Genomic DNA, 20,366 nt, shown 5'->3' on the forward strand with positions numbered 1-20,366 from the left:
GTCCTGTCCCGCGCGCTGGCGGGGAACGACGGCGTCTAGCAGCGCGCCGCGGCACGCGCCAGCGAGCGCCGCGGCGCGGCTGTCCCACGCGCGATCAGCCGCCCGCTGCGCGGCTCAGGCCGAGCCGCCGGCCCCGTCGCGATCATCGTCGAGCCGCTCGGAGCGGCGTTCCATCGCGGTCTTCACCATCGCGGTCATCGGGTCGGCCAGCGCGAGCCCGAGGATGCCGAACAGCGCGCTCGCCAGGATCTGCGTGCCCAGCGTCAGCGCGGGCGGCAGGTCGACGGTGCGCTTCGCCACCATGGGGATCACGACATAGCCGTCGAAGGTCTGCACCACGACATAGACGACGATCGCCAGCACGCCGACATGCGTCCCCGCCGAGAAGCCCACCGCCACCATCAGCGCGCCCGAGATGAACGCACCGATATTGGGGATGAAGGCGAGCAGTCCGGTGAGGATGCCGAGGATCAGCGCCATCGGAACCCCGACGATCCACAGCGCGATCGCGGTGAGCACGCCCTCGAACGCCATGCCGAGCAGGCGCCCCGCCAGCAGCCGCCGCAGCGTCTGCCCCATGCGGTTGACGGTGACCGCGAACTCCGCGCGGTCCGCCTCGGGCACCATCCACTGCAGCCCGCGGTCGTAGACGCGCGGGTCCATCGCCACGAACAGCCCGATCACCATGATCATGAACAGAGTGGTGAGCGCCCCCACCGCGGTGCCGACCCAGCTCGTCACGCGCCCGACCGAGGAGAGCGCCTGGCGCGACAGGCCGCTGAGGTCGGAGGCGCCGGGCATCAGCCCCTGCGCGCTGAGCCAGCCGGTGACCCGCATCGCCTGCGTCTCGACCGTGCTGCGCAGCTGCGTCACCTGCGCGCTGATCTGCACGCCGGCGAGGTAGAAGGTGCCGAGCAGGAAGGCGATCGTCAGCAGGCAGACGATCAGCAGCCGCCAGCCACGCCCGATCGGCAGCACGCGCCCGAGCAGCCGCACGCCGCCGTCGAGCAGCGCGGCGAAGACCAGGCCAGCGAAGATGATCAGCAGCGGCTGGACCAGCAGCACCACCAGCGCGATCGCGCAGGCCATGCCGAGCCACACCGCGGCGCGGCGGATCTCGTCGCGCGTCGCGGGGTCGCGCACCTCGTGCGGGCTCGCGCCCGGTGTCACGTTCACCCGCTCGCCGCGGCGATCGAGCGGCGGGGTGGCGTCGCTCAACGGACGCGCTCGGGATGGAGCGAGGTGCCGGCGCGACCGCCGCGCAACGCGTGCGGCCAGGTCAGCGGGTTCCACGTCGCCTCGCCGTCGACCGAGAAGGTGATGAACTCGGCGCGACCGCCCAGGTTCTCATACGGCACCGGGCCGCCCAGCCCGCGCTCGAACCCGCCCAGCGCGAAGCGGCTGTCGGCCGAGCGGTCGCGGTTGTCACCCATCAGAAAGACGCGGTTGGCCGGGATCTTGATGGGCCCGTAATTGTCGCCGGGGCTGTCGGGCTCGAGGTCGACGGTGTCGTAGCGGCGGCCGTTGGGCAGCGTCTCGGTGACGATCGGCAGGCGGCAGACGATCGTGCCGTCGGCGCGGGCGACGCGCGCGCCGGGATATTGCGCCGGGTCGCAGGTGGCGTTGGCGTCCACCGGCAGCTCGCGATAGTGTTTCTCGCCGCGCTGCACCGCCACGCCGTTGAGGAAGACGACGCCGCCGCGCACCGCCAGCGTGTCGCCGGGCAGGCCGATCACGCGCTTGATATAGTCGCTGCTCTGACCGGGCGGGGTGACGATGACGACGTCGCCGCGCTCGGGTAGCTTCCCCCAGACGCGGCCGTGCAGGAAGGGCAGCTGCACCGACCAGCCGTCGACCGGGCGGTGGAAGACGAGGTCCTCGACGATCGCGACCGGGTTGGGGATCGTCGGCGAGACGAACGACCAGCCATAGGCATATTTGGAGACGACCAGCCGGTCGCCGACCATCAGCCCGGGCAGCATCGACTCGCTCGGGATGTAGAAGGGTTTGGCGATGAAGCTGTGGAAGCCGAGCACGGCGAGCACCAGGCCGACCAGCCCCTTCACCTCGCCCCACCAGTCGAAGCGCGTGCGCGGCGCCTCGGCGCGGCGCTCCAGCGGGGGCTCGCCGCTCAAGCTGATCTCATCGGCCATGGCGTCACGCCGCTCCCTTGCTCTCGACCGGCACCGCCTCGATGATCACGAAGGCCTGCGCCCAGGGGTGATCGTCGGTCAGCGTCAGATGGACGCGGGCGACGTGGCCCTCGGGTATCATCGCGTCAAGCCGTTCCTTGGCGCCGCCGGTCAGCGCCAGCGTCGGCGCGCCCGAGCGCGCGTTGACCACGCCGATGTCCTTCATGAACACGCCCGCCTTGAAGCCGGTGCCGACCGCCTTGGAGAAGGCCTCCTTGGCGGCGAAGCGCTTGGCGTAGGTGCCCGCGCGCGTCAGCGGCCGCCGCGCCGCCTTGGCGCGCTCCACGTCGGTGAAGACGCGCGCCTCGAAGCGCTCGCCGAAGCGGTCGAGCGAGGCCTGGATCCGCTCGATGTTGCACAGGTCCGAGCCGAGGCCGACGATCACGAGATCCTCCCCGGCGCGGGGAGGGGGACCGCTCGCGAAGCGAGTGGTGGAGGGGGGCACGCGGCGTCGCGCAAGCTCGAGGGAAGGGCGCAGGCGGGATCGCCGGTGAGCGAGGTCGACAGATCGATCCGCATCGCTCGCGGCGATCCCCCTCCACCACCGTGCTGCGCACGGCGGTACACCTCCCCTTGCAGGGGAGGATTTAGCGCCCACCTCATCGCGCGCTCTCCATCGCGTCGCGCATGCGGCGGACGCTCGCGTCGAGGCCGACGAAGATCGCCTCCCCGATCAGGAAGTGCCCTATGTTGAGCTCGCGCACCTGCGGGATCACCGCCACTGGCGCGACATTGTCGTAGGTCAGCCCGTGGCCGGCGTGGACCTCGATGCCGTTCTTCGCCGCCAGCGCCGCCGCGTCCGTCAGCCGGCGCAGCTCATCCGCGCGCGCTGCACCCTCCAGCTCGGCGTAGCGGCCGGTATGCAGCTCCACCACCGGCGCGCCGAGCTGGAGCGCGGCCTTGATCTGGCGCGGGTCGGGCTCGATGAAGAGCGACACGCGCACCCCCGCCTCGCGCAGCGCGCCGACGATCGGGGCGAGCGCGGCGCGCTGCCCCGCGGCGTCGAGCCCGCCCTCGGTGGTGCGCTCCTCGCGCTTCTCGGGGACGATGCAGGCGGCGTGCGGGCGATGGCGCAGCGCGATCGCGAGCATCTCGGGCGTCGCCGCCATCTCGAGATTGAGCGGGATCGCGAGACCGGCGGACAGCCGCGCGATATCGTCGTCGGTGATGTGGCGCCGGTCCTCGCGCAGATGCGCGGTGATGCCGTCCGCACCCGCCTCAGCCGCCAGCAGCGCGGCGCGGACCGGATCGGGGAAGCCGCCGCCGCGCGCGTTGCGCACCGTGGCAACATGGTCGATGTTGACCCCGAGACGCAGCGGCGCGGCCATCACGCGGCGGCCCGGCTGCCCGGCTTGATCGCCGGGATCGCGGCCAGCTCGGGCGGCAGCGAGTCGGCCTCGTAGGTCGGCACGTCGAGCCGGATCAGCGGGAAGAAGGGTACGCCGATGTCGGCCTGGCCGTTCGAACGATCGACCAGCGCGGCGCCCGCGACGACTCGCCCGCCCGCGGCCGCGATCGCGGCGATCGCCTCGCGGCTGGACAGGCCGGTGGTGACGACGTCCTCCATCATCAGCACCTCCTGCCCGGGCGCGAGTCGGAAGCCGCGGCGCAGCTCGAACGTGCCGGTCGGCCGCTCGACGAACATCGCCTCGACGCCGAGCGCGCGCGCCATCTCGTGCCCCGCGATCACCCCGCCCATCGCGGGTGCGACCACCGCGCTGATGCGCTGCCGCAGCTCGTCAGGGATGCGCTCGGCCAACGCCTCGGCCAGCCGCGCGCCGCGACGCGGGTCCATCAGCACGCGTGCGCACTGGAGATAACGCGGGCTGCGCAGGCCCGAGGAGAGGATGAAATGTCCCTCGAGCAGCGCGTCGGCGGCGCGGAACTCGGCCAGCACCTCGTCGTCGGTCATCGTCGCGTCACGCTCCTCCACGGCCACCCGCGCGGCATAGGAGCGGGCGCGCCCGCGCGCAACGCGCGGCGCTCGCGAAAACCGCCGTCGCGCGCAGGGCCTTGAGGCGAGGGGTCGGTCTGCTATACGCCTAGGCAGGAGGGGCAGGCTTGCCCGGCCCGCTGACGCGTGCGCCAGAGAGGGGTTTAGAACACAACATGCTGACAACCGGGTTCAAGGCAGGTTTCGGGGCAGGTCGCCGGGGCGCGCTGACAGGATTGATGCTTGCGGCCGGGCTCGCGCTGGCGGGCGTGGCCGGCGGGGCCTCCGCCCAGGCCGCGGCGCCGAGCGCCGGGCCCGCGACGAGCGCCACCGCGGCGCCGAGCGGGCTCCGTCCCGCCGACGCCAACCAGGGCCAGGCCGGCGGCACCGTGCAGAAGGCCGACGCCGCGCCCGCCGCCCCCGCGCTGGCGATGGACGGCGCCCCCGCGATGGACGCGCGGGTCGTCAGCACCGGCCCCAAGATCGGCCAGCCGGTCGACGGCGTGATCCACATCCAACCGCAGGTCACCAAGAATGGCCTGCGCGCGCACTGGTTTCACGATCGCATCCTGTTCCCGCTGATCACGATCATCTCGCTGTTCGTGCTGGCGCTGCTCGTGTTCGTGGTGATCCGCTTCCGCGCCAGCGCCAACCCGACCCCGTCCAAGACGAGCCACAACACCGTGATCGAGGTGGTGTGGACGCTGGCGCCGGTGCTGATCCTGGTCGCCATCGCGGTGCCCTCGATCGGGCTGCTCCAGGCGCAGTTCCGCCCCGCCCCGGCGGGCGCGGTGACGCTGAAGGCGATCGGCAACCAGTGGTTCTGGAGCTACCAGTATCCCGACCACGGCGGGATCGAGATCACCGCCAACATGCTCAAGGAAGGCAGCCAGGTCGCGGCGGGCGAGCGCGCGCGCAGCGACGCGGACGGGCCGCGGCTGCTCGCCACCGACAATCGCGTGGTGCTGCCCGTCGGCGTGCCGATCCGGCTGATCACCACCGCCAACGACGTGATCCACAGCTGGGCGGTCCCCGCCTTCTGGATCAAGCTCGACGCGATCCCGGGCCGCCTCAACGAGACCAGCTTCACCATCGACAAGCCGGGCCTCTATTTCGGCCAGTGCTCGGAGCTGTGCGGCGCGCGCCACGCGTTCATGCCGATCGCGGTGGAGGCGGTGCCGCCGGCGCAGTTCGCCGCCTGGGTGCGCGCCAAGGGCGGCTCGATGCCGGCCGCGGGCAAGCCCTCCGACAAGGTGATCCCGCAGCCCGGCGCCGACGGCTCGGCCGCGGTGATGGACGAGGCCGCGATGAGCAACGCGCTGACCGGTCCGACCGAGAACGGCACCGACACTCCCACCCCTTCCCCGCAGGGCGCGACCGGCAACCCCGGTGGCGTCGGCGAAGCCGGACGCTAAGACGATGACCGACACCGCGCTCCACCCGTCCGCCTTCCAGGCGCACGATCACGGCCACCATGACGCGCACGCCGACCACAAGCCCGGCTTCTTCGCGCGCTGGTTCATGTCCACCAACCACAAGGACATCGGCACGCTCTACCTCATCTTCGCGATCTGCGCGGGGATCATCGGCGGCGCGATCTCGGGGCTGATGCGCGCCGAGCTGATGCACCCGGGCATCCAGTATCTGCCCAAGTGGGTGGCGATGCTCCACGGCGGCACCGAGCAGAGCTTCGACCAGGCGCTCCACCTGTGGAACGTGCTGGTCACCGCGCACGGCCTCATCATGGTGTTCTTCATGGTGATGCCGGCGATGATCGGCGGTTTCGGCAATTGGTTCGTGCCGATCATGATCGGCGCGCCCGACATGGCCTTCCCGCGGATGAACAACATCAGCTTCTGGCTGCTGGTGCCCGCCTTCACCCTGCTGCTGGCCTCGCCCTTCTTCGGCGGCGCGGGCACCGGTTGGACGGTCTACGCGCCGCTCTCCACCTATGGCGAGCCGGGGCCGTCGGTCGACATGGCGATCCTGTCGCTCCATCTCGCGGGCGTCAGCTCGATCCTCGGCGCGATCAACTTCATCACCACGATCTTCAACATGCGCGCGCCGGGCATGACGCTGCACAAGATGCCGCTGTTCGCCTGGTCGGTGCTGGTCACCGCCTTCCTGCTGCTGCTGGCGTTGCCGGTGCTCGCCGCGGCGATCACGATGCTGCTGACCGACCGCAACTTCGGCACCACCTTCTACGACCCGGCGGGCGGCGGCGACCCGGTGCTGTATCAGCATCTGTTCTGGTTCTTCGGTCACCCCGAAGTGTACATCATGATCCTGCCGGGCTTCGGCATCATCAGCCACATCGTCGCCACTTTCAGCCGCAAGCCCGTGTTCGGCTATCTCGGCATGGCCTATGCCATGGTCGCGATCGGGGTGGTCGGCTTCGTGGTGTGGGCGCACCACATGTTCACCACCGGCATGAGCGTCAACGTGAAGATGTACTTCACCGCGGCGACGATGGTGATCGCGGTGCCGACGGGCATCAAGATCTTCTCCTGGATCGCGACCATGTGGGGCGGCTCGCTGCGCTTCCCCACGCCGATGGTCTGGGCGATCGGCTTCATCTTCATGTTCACCGTCGGCGGCGTGACCGGCGTGGTGCTCGCCAACGGCGGGGTCGACGACTACATGCAGGACACCTACTACGTGGTGGCGCACTTCCACTACGTGCTGAGCCTCGGCGCGGTGTTCTCGCTCTTCGCCGGCTTCTATTACTGGTTCCCGAAGATGACCGGGCGGATGTACTCGGAATTGCTCGGCCAGCTGCACTTCTGGGTGTTCTTCGTCGGCGTGAACGTGATGTTCTTCCCGATGCACTTCCTCGGCCTGCAGGGCATGCCGCGGCGCTACCCGGACTATCCCGACGCCTTCGCACACTGGAACCATGTCGCGACGGTCGGCTACATGATCATGGCGTCGGGAATGGTGATCTTTTTCGTCAACGTCGTCTGGTCGATGCTGGCGGGCAAGAAGGCGCCCGACAATCCGTGGGGCGCGGGTGCGACCACGCTGGAGTGGACCCTGTCGAGCCCGCCCCCGTTCCACCAGTTCGAGACGTTGCCCAAGATCGACTGATCGGGCGCTCGCTCGTGATCCGGCCGGCGCCGCGTCCACGGACGCGGCGCCGGTCGGCCTTTGGGGGTGAGGAGCGGGCGTGAAGACCTCCCTTCCCCCCCTTCCTTCGTCATCCCCGCGGAGGCGGGGATCCAGACGCGCGAACCTTCCACGGAGCCGAGGCGGCAGCGTATATGGATCCCCGCCTTCGCGGGGATGACGCCTAAGGGAGTGGGGCGGCCCAATCGCCCCACCTCCTAGCGATTCCGTAACCCCTCGCCGCTACACCGCCGCGCGATGGAACTCGCGCGCGCCTACAAGCAGCTGATCGACCAGATCGTCGCGACCGCCGGACCGGCGCCGCTGCTCCACGTCCACGCCGGGTTGGCCATCTACCTGCTGGCCCGCCTCGTCCTGCGCGAGCAGCGCGGCTCGCTCGTCGCGCTCCACGTCGTGTTCGCCGCCGAGATGCTCAACGAGGCGCTCGACTGGCTCGCCGGTTCGCCGAGCTGGTCCGTCCGCGACACGCTCGGCGACATCACGCTGACGATGCTGTGGCCCGTCGCCATCGCCGCGGTGGCGCAGCACCGCCGCCGGCGCTGGCGCCGCGCGACCGCCCGCCGACCCCGCCCCGCTGTACCAGCCGCCCCATATCCAAGCAGTTGAATGCTGCACTGCACCGCTTGCGGCTTGCCAGACCGCGAACGTAACGGGTAGCGCTCCGGGCGAGGGGCCGATCGCGTCCCATCGTCAATCAACGAGGAGCGACCACCTTGCGCATCACCATGATCGGCTCGGGCTATGTCGGGCTGGTATCGGGCACCTGCTTCGCCGACTTCGGCCACGACGTCGTCTGCGTCGACAAGGATCAGGGCAAGATCGAGCGACTGCTCGCCGGCAAGATGCCGATCTACGAGCCCGGCCTCGAGGATCTCGTCGCGCGCAACGTCCAGGCCGGGCGCCTTCGCTTCACCACCGACCTCAAGGAGGGCGTGAAGGACGCCGACGCGGTCTTCATCGCGGTCGGCACGCCGTCGCGCCGCGGTGACGGCCACGCCGACCTGTCGTACGTCTACGCCGCCGCCAAGGAGATCGGCGAGGCGATCTCGGGCTATACGGTGATCGTGACCAAATCGACCGTCCCCGTCGGGACCGGCGACGAGGTCGAGCGGATCATCGGCGAGGCCGCGCCCGACGCCGATTTCGGCGTGGTCTCCAACCCGGAGTTCCTGCGCGAGGGCGCCGCGATCGACGACTTCAAGCGGCCCGACCGGATCGTCATCGGCTCGGAGGACGAGCGCGCCACCGACGTGATGCGTCAGGTGTACCGCCCACTGTATCTCAACGCCGCGCCGATCCTCGTGACCCGCCGCCGCACCGCCGAGCTGATCAAGTACGCCGGCAACGCCTTCCTCGCGACCAAGATCACCTTCATCAACGAGATCGCCGACCTGTGCGAGAAGGTCGGTGCGGACGTGAAGGACGTCAGCCGCGGCATCGGGCTGGACAATCGCATCGGGTCCAAGTTCCTCCACGCCGGCCCCGGCTACGGCGGCTCGTGCTTCCCCAAGGACACGCTGGCGCTGCTCAAGACCAGCCAGGACTATGACGCGCCGCAGCGCATCGTCGAGGCGGTGGTCGCGGTGAACGAAAACCGCAAGCGCGCGATGGGGCGCAAGATCGTCCACGCGATGGGCGACGACGTCCGCGGCAAGACCGTCGCGGTGCTGGGCCTCACCTTCAAGCCGAACACCGACGATATGCGCGACTCGCCAGCGATCGCGGTGATCCAGACGCTGCAGGACGCCGGCGCGACGGTGAAGGCCTATGACCCCGAGGGCATGGAGCAGGCCGAGAAGCTGCTCGGCGACGTGGTCTATTGCAAGGGCCCGTACGAGGCGATCGAGGGCGCCGACGCGCTCGCGATCGTGACCGAGTGGGACCAGTTCCGCGCGCTCGACTTCGATCGGGTCAAGTCGCTGCTCAAGACCCCGGTGCTGATCGACCTGCGCAACATCTACACGCCCGACGAGATCGCCGCGGCGGGCTTCCAGTACACCAGCATCGGCCGCTGAGCCGCGACGGCGCCGGCCCTCCCGGGAAGCGGGAGGATCGGCGCCGCCCTACACCCTTGGCAGCGGCGCACGGGTCTGCTGTCTGGCGGCATGGCCCGCCTCCTCTCTCGCGCGCTCGCCGTCGCGCTGCTGCTCGCCGCCGCGCTGCCCCAGGCCGCCGCGGCGCGCACCGTCCTCTTCATCGGCAACAGCTTCACCTTCGGCGCCAACTCGCCGGTGCAGCGCTACCGCCCCGATCGAGTCACCGATCTCAACGGCGAGGGCATCGGCGGCGTGCCCGCGCTGTTCAAGACCTTCGCCGACGAGGCCGGGCTCGACTGGCAGGTCAGCCTCGAGACCTCGCCGGGCAAGGAGCTCGCCTGGCACCTGCAGAACCGGCGCGCGCTGATCGACCGGCCGTGGGACGCGGTGGTGCTACAGGGATACAGCACGCTCGATCCGGCGCGCCCCGGCGACCCGACGCGCCACGTCGCCGCCGCGCGCGATCTCGCCGCGCTGTTCCGCGCGCGCAACCCCGCGGTGATCGTCGACCTCGTCGCCACCTGGTCGCGGGCCGATCTCACCTATCGCCCGGGCGCGCGCTGGTCGGGGCAGCCGATCGTCGCGATGGCGGACGAGCTCGCCGCGGTGACCGACCGCGCCGTCGCCGAGGGCGGTGGCCTCAACGCCGCGATAGCGGTGGGCAGCGCGTGGAACCGCGCGATCCGCGACGGACTCGCCGACCCCGACCCCTATGACGGGGTCGCTTTCGGCCAGGTCAGCCTGTGGAGCTGGGACCAGTACCACGCCAGCGCCGAGGGCTATTATCTCGAGGCGCTGATGACCTTCGGCACGCTCACCGGCGTCGACCCGCACCGGCTCGACGGGCGCGAGCGCGCCGCCGACGACCTTGGGCTGGATCCGCGCGTCGCGACGCGGCTGCGCGCGATCGCCAGCGACGAGCTGCGCGCGCGCGGGCGCCTGGGGTGAGAATGGCGGGGGGGGGGGGATGGCGGCGGGGCTAGGCCGGCGGGAACGGACTGGCTGCCCTGCCGCCTGAGGTCGCATCCTGACGCAAGCCCAGACCCGACATCCCCGCGGAGGCGGGGATCCAGACGAGCAGACCTGCGAAGGAGCCGCAGCGCCAGCGTGTATGGATCCCCGCCTCCGCGGGGATGACGGAAATGCGGGGCGACGTCGCGGCAGCGAGCGCCCATATCGAATGCGTCCGTATCATCGACGCCTCCGCCGTCAGATCGGCGCCTCGACCTCGAACCGCGCCCCCTCGGGCGGATAGGCCACCGCCACCGGCCCGCTGACATGCGGCGCCAGCACCCGCTCGATCATGCGCGAGCCGAAGCCGGCGCGCGTGGGCGGGGTCACCGCGGGGCCGCCCTGCTCGACCCAGGAGAAGCGGAACCGACGCGCGCCCTCGTCCCCCGCCAGCGCCCAGCGGATCGCCACCCGTCCCTCGGGCACCGACAGGGCGCCGTACTTGATCGCGTTGGTGGCGAGCTCGTGCAGCGCCATCGACAGCGCCAGCGTGATCTCCGGGCTGAGCCGGATCGCCGGGCCCGCCGCGTCGAAGCGCCGGCCGTCGCGGTCGGCGAAGGGCGCGAGCACGCGATCGACGATGTCGCCGATCGCCGCGCCCTCGACCTCGTCGTGCACCAGCAGCTCGTGCGCGGCGCCGAGGCTGGCGATCCGCCCCGCCACCGCGCCGCGCGCGGCGGCCAGTGAGGGCGCATCGCGCAGCGTCTGGCTCACCACCGCGCCGACCGTGGCGAGGATGTTCTTCACGCGATGCGTCAGCTCGCGCGCGAGCACCGCGCGATGCTCCTCGGCGAACTTGCGGTCGGAGATGTTGGTGGTGAAGCCCACCATCGCCAGCGGCGTGCCGTCGGCGCGATACTGCATCTCGGCGTGCACCGCGATCCAGCGCTGCTCGCCTCCCGGGGTGAGCACGCGATACTCGATGTCATACACGGCGCCGCGCTCCAGCGTGGAGGTCAGCGCGGCCGCGACGCGATCGCGATCGATCGGGTGGACCGCGGCGATCAGCTCGTCGAGCGTGACCGCCTCGGCGGGCCCGCGACCGAAATTGGCCTTGCAGCTCGCCGAGGATGTGATCGCGCCCGTCGCCGGATCCACCGAGAAGGTACCGAGCCCGCCCGCGCGGAGCGCCAGCGCCAGCCGCTCCTCGCGCTCTGCCAGCGCGGCGTCGCGCTCCGCGACCTCGGCGGCAAGCTGCTCGCGGTCCTGTTGCAGCCGCGCGAGCCGATGGCGCTCGAGCGTGACGTCGAGCTGCGACGAGACGAAGTAGCGCAGCGCCCCGCGCGCGTCATGCACCGGCGCGACGGTCAGGCGGTTCCAGAAGGGCGCTCCGTCGCGGCGATGATTGAGCAGGTCGACCTCGATCCGCTCGCGCCGCGCGATCGCCTCGCGCAGCCGCGTCACGTCGGCAGGGTCGGTCAGCGGTCCCTGCATGAAACGGCAGTTGCGCCCGACCAGCTCGGCCGCGGTGAAGCCGGTCAGCGCCTCGAACGCGCAATTGACGTAGAGCAACGGGTTGTCGGGCAGCGTCGGGTCGCTGATCGCCATCGGCGTGATCGACTCGTCGAAGGCCGCGACCCAGGGGTCGCCATGCGCGAGGCGCGCCGCGAACGCGGCCACCGCCGCGCGGACCGCGGCGTCTGGCTCGCGCGGGAGCAGCGGTGGGGAGGCGCGGGAAGGATCGTCCAAGATGCTGGCTAGCATAGATTAGACCTTCCGGTACGGCAACTCGCCGCGACCGGCCGCGCGGCCGCGCGATGCTGCCTAGGCGAGCGCCCGCGGCGCCACTAAGGTCGCCCCCGACACGCGACGAGAGAGAGGATCTATGCTGCGGAATTTATTGGCCTTCACGACGATTTCCGCGGCCCTGGCGGGGTGCGGCGGCACCACCGCCGCCGCCGGCAACCAGCAGCAGCCGAGCGCAACGGCCTCGCCCACTGCCGCGGCCACGCCAGTCAATTACGGCAACGCCAAGCCCGTCGCGGCCAAGCCGTTCGATGCCGCCACCGTGGCGACCTTCGACCAGCCCTGGGCGCTCGCCTTCCTGCCCGACCGGCGCATGCTGGTGACCGAGAAGCCGGGGCAGATCTGGCTCGTCACCGCGGACGGCACCAAGACCAAGGTGGGCGGCGTGCCCAAGGTTCACGACGAGGGCCAGGGCGGGCTGCTCGACGTCGCGGTGTCGCCGCGTTTCGCCAGCGATCACGCGGTGTACATCAGCTACAGCGAGCCCGGCGAGGGCGGCGATTCCCTCGCGCTGGCGCGCGCGACGATCGATCCCGCCGCAACGGCGCCCGCGCTGACCGGGCTGCAGGTGATCTGGCGCCAGCTGCCGCGGGGCCAGGGCGGCCAGTTCGGCGCCTACATCGCCTTCTCGCCCGATGGCCAGCACCTGTTCCTCGCTGCGGGCGACCGCCAGCGCATGACGCCGGCGCAGGACCCCGACCAGCCCGTCGGCAAGATCCTGCGGCTGACGCTCGACGGCAAGCCCGCTCCGGGTAACCCCGGTGAGGGCAAGACCGGCGCGACCACCGTGTCGCTGATCGACCCGCCCGAGAACACCGTCGCGGCGGCCAAGGCCAAGGGCCGGCAGGTCACCGTGCCGGCGCCGAACCTCACGCCGGCGGAAACGTGGAGCAGCGGTCACCGCAACCCCTACGGGCTCGCCTTCGACTCGCAGGGCCGGCTGTGGTCGGTCGAGATGGGTCCGAAGGGCGGCGACGAGCTCAACCTGATCGAGCCCGGCAAGAACTACGGCTGGCCCTTGGTGTCTTACGGTTCGAACTACGACGACGTGCCGATCCCGAGCCCGACGACGCGTCCCGACCTGGCTGAGCCAGCGCTCTACTGGAACCCGGTGATCGCGCCGGCGGGGCTGACCTTCTACGACGGCACGCTGTTCCCTGACTGGCGCGGCTCGGCCTTCGTCGGCGGACTGGCGGCGACCGCGCTGGTGCGGATCGCCTTCGACGGCACCACCGCGCGCGAGGCGGAGCGCTGGGACATGGGCAACCGCATCCGCGCGGTAGTGAGCGGCCCCGACGGTGCGCTCTGGCTGCTCGAGGACGGTGCCGAAGCCAAGCTGCTGCGGCTCACCCCGAAGAAGGCGGGCTGAGGCGGATCGCCCTCTCCCGCGCGGGGGAGGGCGTCACCGCGCGCGCACGTAGCTCCCCGGCGCGGGCTCGATCGCGGCCAGCGCGCCCGCGCCCGGCACGCGCGCGCCGGTGGCGGGCACCTCGTCGGGCGCGCGCGCGCGCAGCCACGCCGCCCAGTCGGGCCACCAACTGCCCTTCACCTCGCGCGCGCCGGCGACGAACTCCTCCAGCGACGCGGCCCCCGCCTCGTTGACCCAATGCTGGTACTTGCCCGCGGCGGGCGGGTTGACCACGCCCGCGATATGGCCCGAGCCGGCCAGCACGAAGCGCAGCGGGCCGCGGAAATGCTCGGTGAGCTTCCACACGCTCTCGGCCGGCGCGATATGGTCCTCGCGCCCGGCCTGGACGTAGCTCGGCGTGGTCACGCGGGCGAGGTCGATCGGCACGCCCGCCACGATCATCTCGCCCTTGGCGAGCCGGTTGTCGCGGTACAGGTCGGTGAGATAGGCGAGGTGCCATCTCGCCGGCAGGTTGGTGACGTCGCCGTTCCAGTGGAGCAGGTCGAACGGCACGTGATCCTTGCCGAGCAGATAGTTCTGCGTGACGTAGTTCCAGATCAGGTCACGCCCGCGCAGCAGGTTGAAGGTCGCGGCGAGATAGCGGCCGTCGAGGAAGCCCTGCGGGCTGAGCGACGCCATGACGGCCAGTTGCTCGTCGTCGACGAAATGGAGCAGGTCGCCGGCGCGGCTGAAATCCACCTGTGCGGTGAGGAAGGTGGCACTGGCGACGCGCGCCTCTTCCCCCTTGGCGGCGAGCAGCGCCAGCGTCGCCGCGAGCGTGGTCCCCGCGACGCAATAGCCGACGGTGTGGACCGCGGGCACGTCGAGCAGCGCGCGCACCGTGTCGATCGCGTCGAGCTGCGCCGCAACGTAATCGTCCCAGGTCACGTCCGCCATCGCCGCGTCGGCCGAGCGCCACGACACGACGAAGACGGTGATCCCCTGCTCCACCGCCCAGCGGATGAAGCTCTTCTCGCGCGTCAGATCCAAGATGTAGAAGCGGTTGATCCAGGGCGGGAAGATCACCAGCGGCGCGGCCAGCACCCGCTCGGTCGTGGGATTGTACTGGATCAGCTCGTAGAAGGGCGTGCGCTTGACCACTTGCCCGGGCGTGGTGGCGAGATCCTCGCCGAGCGTGAAGGCGCCCTCCTTGCTGTGGGTCACCTGCCCGCGCCGCAGGTCGTCGAGCAGGTGCTGCAGGCCCGCGAGCAGATTCTCGCCGCGCGTCGCGATCGTGCGCTCGATCACCTCGGGGTTGGTCAGCGCGAAATTGGACGGGCTCATCGCGTCGACGAAGCCGCGCGCCGCGAAGCGCAGCTGCGCGCGGGTGCGCTCGTCGATGCCGTCGATCTGGTCGACGCCGCGCAGCAGGTGGTCGGCCACCAGCGCGTAGCTCTGCCGGATCCAGTCGAACAGCGGGTGGTCGCGCCACGCCGCGGCGGCGAAACGGCGGTCCTTCTCGGGCCTCGCCGCGGCATCCTTCTCCGGTGCGGCGAAGCGCTGCCACAGCGCCAGATAGTCGCTCCAGAAGTCCTGCACCTGCGCCGCCGCCTTCTCGGGCGCGGCGAGCGGCACACCCGCCTCCATCAGCATCTGCTGCGCGCGGCCCGCCACCCAGGTCCAGTGCTGGAGCTCGGCGAGATCGGGGATCGGCGGCTTGGTCGTCGCGCTCACGGCTCGTCGCTCCTCGTTGGCGCGACCGGCATAGCGCAAGCTCCTGGCGCGGCGAAGCGGCGGCGCAGGCTTTTTCCGTCGGGCGGGTGCCGCGCGGGGCGAATGGCGATATAGGTGAGCGGAAAGGAGTGCCCGCCCGTGTCCGACGAATTCTACCGCATGAAGCGCCTGCCGCCCTATGTCATCGCCGAGGTCAACGCGATGCGGGCACAGGCGCGCGCGGGCGGGGAGGACATCATCGACCTCGGCATGGGCAACCCCGACCTGCCGCCGCCCGACCACGTCATCGCGAAGCTGGTCGAGGTGGCGCAGAAGCCGAGCGCGCACGGCTACTCGCAGTCGCGCGGCATCCCCGGGCTGCGTCGCGCCCAGGCCAATTACTACGGCCGCCGGTTCGGGGTGGAGGTCGATCCCGAGACCGAGGTCGTCGTCACGATGGGATCGAAGGAGGGGCTCGCCAGCCTCGCCACCGCGATCACCGCGCCGGGCGACGTGGTGCTGGCGCCCAACCCGAGCTACCCGATCCACACCTTCGGCTTCATCATCGCGGGCGCGACGATCCGCGCGGTGCCGACCACGCCCGACGAACATTATTTCGAGAGCCTCGACCGCGCGGTGGCCTTCACCGTGCCGCGGCCGAGCGTGCTGGTGGTCAACTATCCCTCGAACCCGACGGCGGAGACGGTCGACCTGGCCTTCTACGAGCGGCTGGTCGCCTGGGCGCGCGAGAACCAGGTGTGGGTGATCTCCGACCTGGCCTATTCCGAGCTCTATTATGACGGCAAGCCGACCGTCTCGATCCTCCAGGTGCCCGGCGCGCGCGACGTCGCGGTGGAGTTCACCAGCCTCAGCAAGACCTATTCGATGGCGGGCTGGCGGATCGGCTTCGCGGTCGGCAACCGCAAGCTGATCGCGGCGATGACGCGGGTGAAGTCCTATCTCGACTATGGCGCGTTCACGCCGGTGCAGGCCGCCGCCTGCGCCGCGCTCAACGGCCCGCAGGATATCGTCGAGAAGAACCGCCAGCTCTATCACAAGCGCCGCGACGTGCTGGTGGAGAGCTTCGCGCGCGCCGGCTGGAACGTGCCCGCGCCGCGCGCCTCGATGTTCGCCTGGGCGCCGCTGCCGCCCGCGCTCGCGCATCTCGGCAGCCTGGAATTCTCCAAGCAGCTGCTGAGCCACGCCAAGGTCGCGGTGGCGCCGGGCGTCGGCTACGGCGAGAACGGCGAGGGCTTCGTGCGGATCGCGCTGGTCGAGAACGAGCAGCGGCTGCGCCAGGCGGCGCGCAACGTGAAGCGCTACCTGCAGAGCATGGGGGTCAACGTGCCCGGCAAGGCCGCGGGGTGAGTTGAGGGCGGGGAACCTTCCTGAGCTCCTCCCCTTCAGGGGAGGGGTTGGGGTGGGGCGCTTCCGCTGACGCGACGCTCGCGGAGAGTCCCACCCCCCGCCCCTCCGCTAAAGGGGAGGGGAGAGGTCACGCAACGACCCTGCTATCTAGCCCCGCTCAGCTCCGCGCCACCGCCGGCGACAGCTTCAGCTCGCCGAGCACGCGGTCGAGATGCGCCAGCGCCTCGGGGGTCGGCCCCGGATAGGGCCCCTCGGTCGGCTGGTCGCCGATATAGCCCATGTCGGCCTTGCCCTCGGGCAGGCTGTAATAGCCCGTGACGAAGAGGTAGCGCAGCTTGTCCATGAAGGCGACCGGCGCGACCATCGGCGGCGCCGGCGTCGTCACCATCAGCGCGTCCATCAGCGTCGTGCGCTGCGCCGGCGCGAGCGCGACGAAGGAGCGGCCGCCGAGCGCCCGGCTCTGCGCCTCGAGCCAGGCGAGCCCGGGCAGGATCCGCTCGCGGTCGGCGCGCTGCACCGGGTAGGGCGCGCTGACCCACTCGTCGACGAAGGCGGCGACGCCCAGCTTCCCCGCGCCCGGCGCGTCGCCCTCGGGCGGCAGGATCAGGTCCCCCAGCAGGTCGAGCGTGGCGCGCTGCGCGCGGTCGAGCGTCAGCGGCCACGGCACGCTGGGCTCCATCAGCTTGGGGTCGCGGCCATAGCCGGGCGCGGGCTTGGCCGCGGGCAGCGCGGGCCAGTCGACCACCGCGAAGGGCGGCGCGACCGCGGCGGCACCGGCCTGCGCCAGTGCGGGCGGCTCGAACAAGGGCAGCGCGGCCGCAGCGGCGAGCCACTGCAGCGTGGTACGGCGCGATAGCGTCACGCGAGAGCTCCCGTCTTGATGCGTTGCGCCAGCCGCTCCGAGTTGCGCAGCGAGAGCGCGAGGATGGTCAGCGTCGGGTTCTTGTGCGCGCCCGAGGCGAACACCGCGCCGTCCATCAGCACGAGGTTGGGCACGTCCCACGCCTCGCCGTAGCTGTTCACCACCGAGGTGCGCGGGCTGTCCCCCATGCGCGCGGTGCCGAGCTCGTGGATGATCTCGCCCCCCGCGGTCATGATCTGCTCGATCGGCAGGTCGGGGCTGAGGATCGTCCCGCCGAGTCGCTCGAACACCGCGTGCGCGGAGCGGCGGCCATGCGCCACCTGGTTGACCTCGTTCTGCGACCATTTGAACGCGAAGCGCAGCACGGGGATGCCGAACTTGTCCTTCACGCCCGGGTCGATCTCGCAGAACGTGTCCTTGTTGGGGATCATCTCGCCGCGCAGCGTCAGCCGCAGCGTCGCGCCCGAGGCCTGGCGCACCGCCTGGCGCAGCGCGCTGCCATAGGCGCGCGGCAGCGTCGCGGGCGGCGGGATGTCGAAGCGGCCGCCGATCTCGAAATGATAGCCGCGCGCGAAGTCGAGCTCGCCGCGCGCCTGCTCCTTGTACTGCCAGAAGGGGATGTAGATGTGCTGCCCGCCGATCCCGTCCTCGTTGTAGCGCGGCCGTCCGGCGAGCTTGGGAATGTACGCGCTGAACGAGGCGCCGGTCGAGTCGGTGAGGTTGCGCCCCAGCTCGCCCGAGCCGTTGGCGAGTCCGCGCCGGTCGGTGCCCGAGTTGAGCAGCAGCCGCGCGGTCTCGCCCGTCCCTGCCGCCAGCACCACCGCGCGCGCGCTCACCTGGTGGCGCTGCCCGGTCCTGCGGTCGACATATTCGACCCCGGTGGCGCGACCGTTCCGCCCCATCAGCACGCGCGCCACCATCGCGTCGGTGACGACGCGCAGCCGACCGGTCGCATTCGCCTGCGGCAGCAGCGACGTGGTGGTCTGGAACATCGCGCCGATCGTGCAGCCGCGCGTGCACGGCGTGGCGTTGAAGCAGGCGCTGCGCGGCGCGACGTCGTCGGGCATGTCGCGCGTGAGCACCGCGGTGTGCGCGGCGCGCACCGGGATGCCGATACTCTCCGCCGCGGCCTTGATCATCATCTCGGTGACGCGCGGCTTGGGCGGGGGCAGCAGGCAGCCGTCGGGTGAGTCGGGGTGGTTCTCCAGCCCGAGCTTGCCGCCGTTGACCCCGATCATCCGCTCGACCCGATCGTAGTAAGGCGCGACGTCGTCGTAGCCGATCGGCCAGTCGACCCCGAGCTTGTCACGCGAATACGGCTTGAAGTCGTACGGCCCCCAGCGCGGCGCGTGGCGGCCCCAGTGGTTGGTGCGCCCGCCCAGCATGCGCGGGCGATACCAGCGGAAGTCGCTGCCCGGGCGCGAGGTATAGGGCTCACCCTCGACCTCCCAGCCGCCGCCGACGGTGGCGTCAAAATAGCCGAAGGGCTTGTCCGGCGTGGACGCACCGCGCAGCGGCGCGTCGCTCTCTGGCGCGAACATGTTGACCTCGGCCTTGGGATCGTAGTCGCGCCCGGCCTCGAGCATCAGGCAGCGCAGCCCGGCTTTGGTGAGGCTGTGCGCCGCCATGGCGCCGGCGGCGCCCGACCCGACGATGATCACGTCTGCGGGCGCGTCGGCGGCGCCCGCGCGCGCCGGTGCGGCGCCCGCTGCTCGGGCCTGTGTCGACATGCTCTCTCCCACTCCACCCACGCTCGACGCCCTACCTAATGGGCGGGACAGTCAGCGCAATCCCCTGGTCGCCGGGGTGTCAGCGCGCGAAGCCGGCGATGGCAGCCAGATAGGACTCCTCCGGACCGATGTGCCTGGCACAATCGACGAGGTGCGGGTCGATCGCCAGCGCCGCGGCGCGGTCACGCGCGGGCATGCGAGCGTCGCCATGTCGGGTCAGAACGCGATCGTTCCGGCCCTGACGCATCCTTTTCGCCGCCCCCTCGTATCCCCCCTGCGGCCGGCATCGCGCCGCGACGGTGAAGGGGGAGCGTGGGATGGCCGCGGGCGAGAGACTGATCGAGGCGCGGGCGCGCCGCCGCGACGAGCGCCGCGCGTTCTTTCGCGGCGCGGCCACCGCCGCGGTCCTGGGTGCGGGCGGGCTGATGCTGTCGCGCGAGGCGAGCGCGCAGACCGCGCCGAGCGACGTCGACATCCTCAACTTCGCGCTCAACCTCGAATATCTCGAGGCGCAATTCTACAGCTACGCGGTCTCCGGCGTCGGGCTGGCGGCGGACCAGCTCACCGGCACGCAGACGCAAGGGTCGGTGAACGGCGCGCGCCGCGCCGCGCTGAGCGATCCGGCGGTGATCCAGTACGCGCGCGAGATCGCCGCCGACGAGGTCGCGCACGTCGCCGTGCTGCGCCGCGTGCTCGGCAGCGTCGCGGTGGCGCAGCCCGCGATAGACCTGTCGACCACGGTCTTCACCGCGGCCGCCAAGGCCGCCGACATCGACCTCGACGCCAGCGGCGGGATCTTCGACCCTTACGCGAACGACGACAATTTCCTGCTCGCCGCCTTCCTATTCGAGGACGTCGGCGTCACCGCCTACAAGGGGGCCGCGCCGCTGCTGAGCGACGTCGCGATCGTCGACGCGGCGGCCGGGCTGCTCGCCGCCGAGGCGTTCCACGCCGGGCTGATCCGCAGCGCGCTCTACCGCCGCGGCGTCGACGTCGACGAGCTGCGCGAGAAGGCCGACAAGATCTCCGACGCGCGCGACGATCTCGACGGCGACGACGCGTCAGACGGCCCGCCGCGCCGCGTCGGCGACGACGACCAGGGCATCTCCCCGGTCACCTCGATCTATGGCCGCGCCGCCAACGTCGTCCCCACCGACGGGCGCGGGCTGGTGTTCGGCCGCACCGTCGAGCAGGTCCACAACATCGCCTATCTCACCGAGAAGCAGGTCAGCGCTGGCGGATTCTTCCCGGCGGGGACCAACAATGCCAATGCGGCGCTGCGTCGCTCCGGCGCGAACTGA

The 20,366-nt window shown here is 71.2% G+C and carries 17 protein-coding genes; 8 read left to right on the plus strand and 9 right to left on the minus strand.

Translation table 11 applies throughout. From position 1 onward, the window contains the following. Positions 1 to 114: 114 nt before the first annotated feature. From FHY05_RS15900 to pyrE, 5 genes are all read right to left on the minus strand, one after another. Positions 115 to 1,176 (minus strand): AI-2E family transporter, encoded by a 1,062-nt coding sequence (locus FHY05_RS15900; RefSeq protein ID WP_311732505.1) that lies wholly within the window; start codon positions 1,174 to 1,176, stop codon positions 115 to 117. 38 nt (positions 1,177 to 1,214) lie between these two features. Then, entirely contained in the window at positions 1,215 to 2,153 is a 939-nt protein-coding gene (gene lepB, locus FHY05_RS15905; protein ID WP_183945421.1) for a signal peptidase I, read from the minus strand. A 4-nt stretch (positions 2,154 to 2,157) separates the two neighbouring features. Beyond that, positions 2,158 to 2,577 carry a holo-ACP synthase gene (gene acpS, locus FHY05_RS15910; protein WP_183945422.1) on the minus strand — a complete coding sequence of 140 codons (420 nt, stop codon included), beginning with the start codon at positions 2,575 to 2,577 and terminating at the stop codon, positions 2,158 to 2,160. A 214-nt stretch (positions 2,578 to 2,791) separates the two neighbouring features. After that, the gene (locus tag FHY05_RS15915) at positions 2,792 to 3,520 is read right to left on the minus strand and encodes a pyridoxine 5'-phosphate synthase (protein WP_183945423.1); all 729 of its coding nucleotides are present in this window, start codon (positions 3,518 to 3,520) and stop codon (positions 2,792 to 2,794) included. Further along, positions 3,520 to 4,104 (minus strand): orotate phosphoribosyltransferase, encoded by a 585-nt coding sequence (gene pyrE / locus FHY05_RS15920; RefSeq protein ID WP_183945424.1) that lies wholly within the window; start codon positions 4,102 to 4,104, stop codon positions 3,520 to 3,522. Before pyrE ends, FHY05_RS15915 begins: the two co-directional genes overlap by 1 nt. Before the next feature lie 197 nt (positions 4,105 to 4,301). Here pyrE and coxB point away from each other — a divergent pair, with 197 nt between their 5' ends. The 5 genes from coxB to FHY05_RS15945 all read left to right on the plus strand — a co-directional run bounded on the left by coxB (position 4,302) and on the right by FHY05_RS15945 (position 10,235). Then, on the plus strand, positions 4,302 to 5,540 hold the full coding sequence (gene coxB, locus FHY05_RS15925; protein WP_260181624.1) for a cytochrome c oxidase subunit II: 1,239 nt from the start codon (positions 4,302 to 4,304) through the stop codon (positions 5,538 to 5,540). A gap of 4 nt (positions 5,541 to 5,544) precedes the next feature. Then, positions 5,545 to 7,212, plus strand: coding sequence for a cytochrome c oxidase subunit I (gene ctaD, locus FHY05_RS15930; RefSeq protein WP_183945425.1), 1,668 nt, complete (start codon positions 5,545 to 5,547; stop codon positions 7,210 to 7,212). 276 nt (positions 7,213 to 7,488) lie between these two features. After that, positions 7,489 to 7,857, plus strand: a complete 369-nt coding sequence (locus FHY05_RS15935) for a hypothetical protein (RefSeq protein ID WP_183945426.1) — start codon at positions 7,489 to 7,491, stop codon at positions 7,855 to 7,857. A gap of 107 nt (positions 7,858 to 7,964) precedes the next feature. Then, positions 7,965 to 9,266 (plus strand): UDP-glucose/GDP-mannose dehydrogenase family protein, encoded by a 1,302-nt coding sequence (locus tag FHY05_RS15940; protein ID WP_183945427.1) that lies wholly within the window; start codon positions 7,965 to 7,967, stop codon positions 9,264 to 9,266. Between the two features lie 90 nt (positions 9,267 to 9,356). Then, positions 9,357 to 10,235 (plus strand): PEP-CTERM sorting domain-containing protein, encoded by an 879-nt coding sequence (locus tag FHY05_RS15945; protein WP_183945428.1) that lies wholly within the window; start codon positions 9,357 to 9,359, stop codon positions 10,233 to 10,235. Between the two features lie 261 nt (positions 10,236 to 10,496). Here the strand turns inward: FHY05_RS15945 and FHY05_RS15950 are convergent, their stop codons facing one another. Continuing rightward, the gene (locus FHY05_RS15950; RefSeq protein WP_260181625.1) at positions 10,497 to 11,987 is read right to left on the minus strand and encodes an HWE histidine kinase domain-containing protein; all 1,491 of its coding nucleotides are present in this window, start codon (positions 11,985 to 11,987) and stop codon (positions 10,497 to 10,499) included. Positions 11,988 to 12,123: 136 nt separating this feature from the next. On the opposite strand from FHY05_RS15950, the gene FHY05_RS15955 reads away from it, so the two are divergent. Next, a complete protein-coding gene (locus FHY05_RS15955) occupies positions 12,124 to 13,413 on the plus strand; it encodes a PQQ-dependent sugar dehydrogenase (protein ID WP_183945430.1) in 1,290 nt (429 codons plus the stop codon). A gap of 33 nt (positions 13,414 to 13,446) precedes the next feature. Here the strand turns inward: FHY05_RS15955 and FHY05_RS15960 are convergent, their stop codons facing one another. Continuing rightward, a complete protein-coding gene (locus FHY05_RS15960; RefSeq protein WP_311732504.1) occupies positions 13,447 to 15,126 on the minus strand; it encodes a class I poly(R)-hydroxyalkanoic acid synthase in 1,680 nt (559 codons plus the stop codon). Between the two features lie 138 nt (positions 15,127 to 15,264). Here FHY05_RS15960 and FHY05_RS15965 point away from each other — a divergent pair, with 138 nt between their 5' ends. Next, complete coding sequence (locus FHY05_RS15965) at positions 15,265 to 16,473, plus strand: LL-diaminopimelate aminotransferase (protein WP_183945431.1); 1,209 nt, start codon at positions 15,265 to 15,267, stop codon at positions 16,471 to 16,473. 157 nt (positions 16,474 to 16,630) lie between these two features. On the opposite strand, the gene FHY05_RS15970 is transcribed toward FHY05_RS15965, so the two are convergent. Further along, positions 16,631 to 17,335 carry a gluconate 2-dehydrogenase subunit 3 family protein gene (locus tag FHY05_RS15970; protein ID WP_183945432.1) on the minus strand — a complete coding sequence of 235 codons (705 nt, stop codon included), beginning with the start codon at positions 17,333 to 17,335 and terminating at the stop codon, positions 16,631 to 16,633. Next, a complete protein-coding gene (locus tag FHY05_RS15975; protein ID WP_183945433.1) occupies positions 17,332 to 19,065 on the minus strand; it encodes a GMC family oxidoreductase in 1,734 nt (577 codons plus the stop codon). The genes FHY05_RS15970 and FHY05_RS15975 overlap by 4 nt, the downstream gene beginning before the upstream one ends. Positions 19,066 to 19,382: 317 nt before the next feature. On the opposite strand from FHY05_RS15975, the gene FHY05_RS15980 reads away from it, so the two are divergent. Continuing rightward, positions 19,383 to 20,366: a ferritin-like domain-containing protein gene (locus tag FHY05_RS15980; RefSeq protein WP_183945434.1), complete on the plus strand. Its 984-nt coding sequence runs from the start codon at positions 19,383 to 19,385 to the stop codon at positions 20,364 to 20,366.

Origin of the sequence: Sphingomonas sp. BK580, from assembly GCF_014194975.1 — a bacterium.
GTDB lineage: Bacteria > Pseudomonadota > Alphaproteobacteria > Sphingomonadales > Sphingomonadaceae > Sphingomonas.

Coding starts and splice junctions, on each gene's coding strand:
- lepB (WP_183945421.1), bottom strand. CDS start 2,153: ATGGCCGATGAGATCAGCTTGAGCGGCGAGCCCCCGCTGGAGCGCCGC.
- FHY05_RS15915 (WP_183945423.1), bottom strand. CDS start 3,520: ATGGCCGCGCCGCTGCGTCTCGGGGTCAACATCGACCATGTTGCCACG.
- pyrE (WP_183945424.1), bottom strand. CDS start 4,104: ATGACCGACGACGAGGTGCTGGCCGAGTTCCGCGCCGCCGACGCGCTG.
- coxB (WP_260181624.1), top strand. CDS start 4,302: ATGCTGACAACCGGGTTCAAGGCAGGTTTCGGGGCAGGTCGCCGGGGC.
- ctaD (WP_183945425.1), top strand. CDS start 5,545: ATGACCGACACCGCGCTCCACCCGTCCGCCTTCCAGGCGCACGATCAC.
- FHY05_RS15935 (WP_183945426.1), top strand. CDS start 7,489: ATGGAACTCGCGCGCGCCTACAAGCAGCTGATCGACCAGATCGTCGCG.
- FHY05_RS15945 (WP_183945428.1), top strand. CDS start 9,357: ATGGCCCGCCTCCTCTCTCGCGCGCTCGCCGTCGCGCTGCTGCTCGCC.
- FHY05_RS15955 (WP_183945430.1), top strand. CDS start 12,124: ATGCTGCGGAATTTATTGGCCTTCACGACGATTTCCGCGGCCCTGGCG.
- FHY05_RS15975 (WP_183945433.1), bottom strand. CDS start 19,065: ATGTCGACACAGGCCCGAGCAGCGGGCGCCGCACCGGCGCGCGCGGGC.
- FHY05_RS15980 (WP_183945434.1), top strand. CDS start 19,383: ATGGCCGCGGGCGAGAGACTGATCGAGGCGCGGGCGCGCCGCCGCGAC.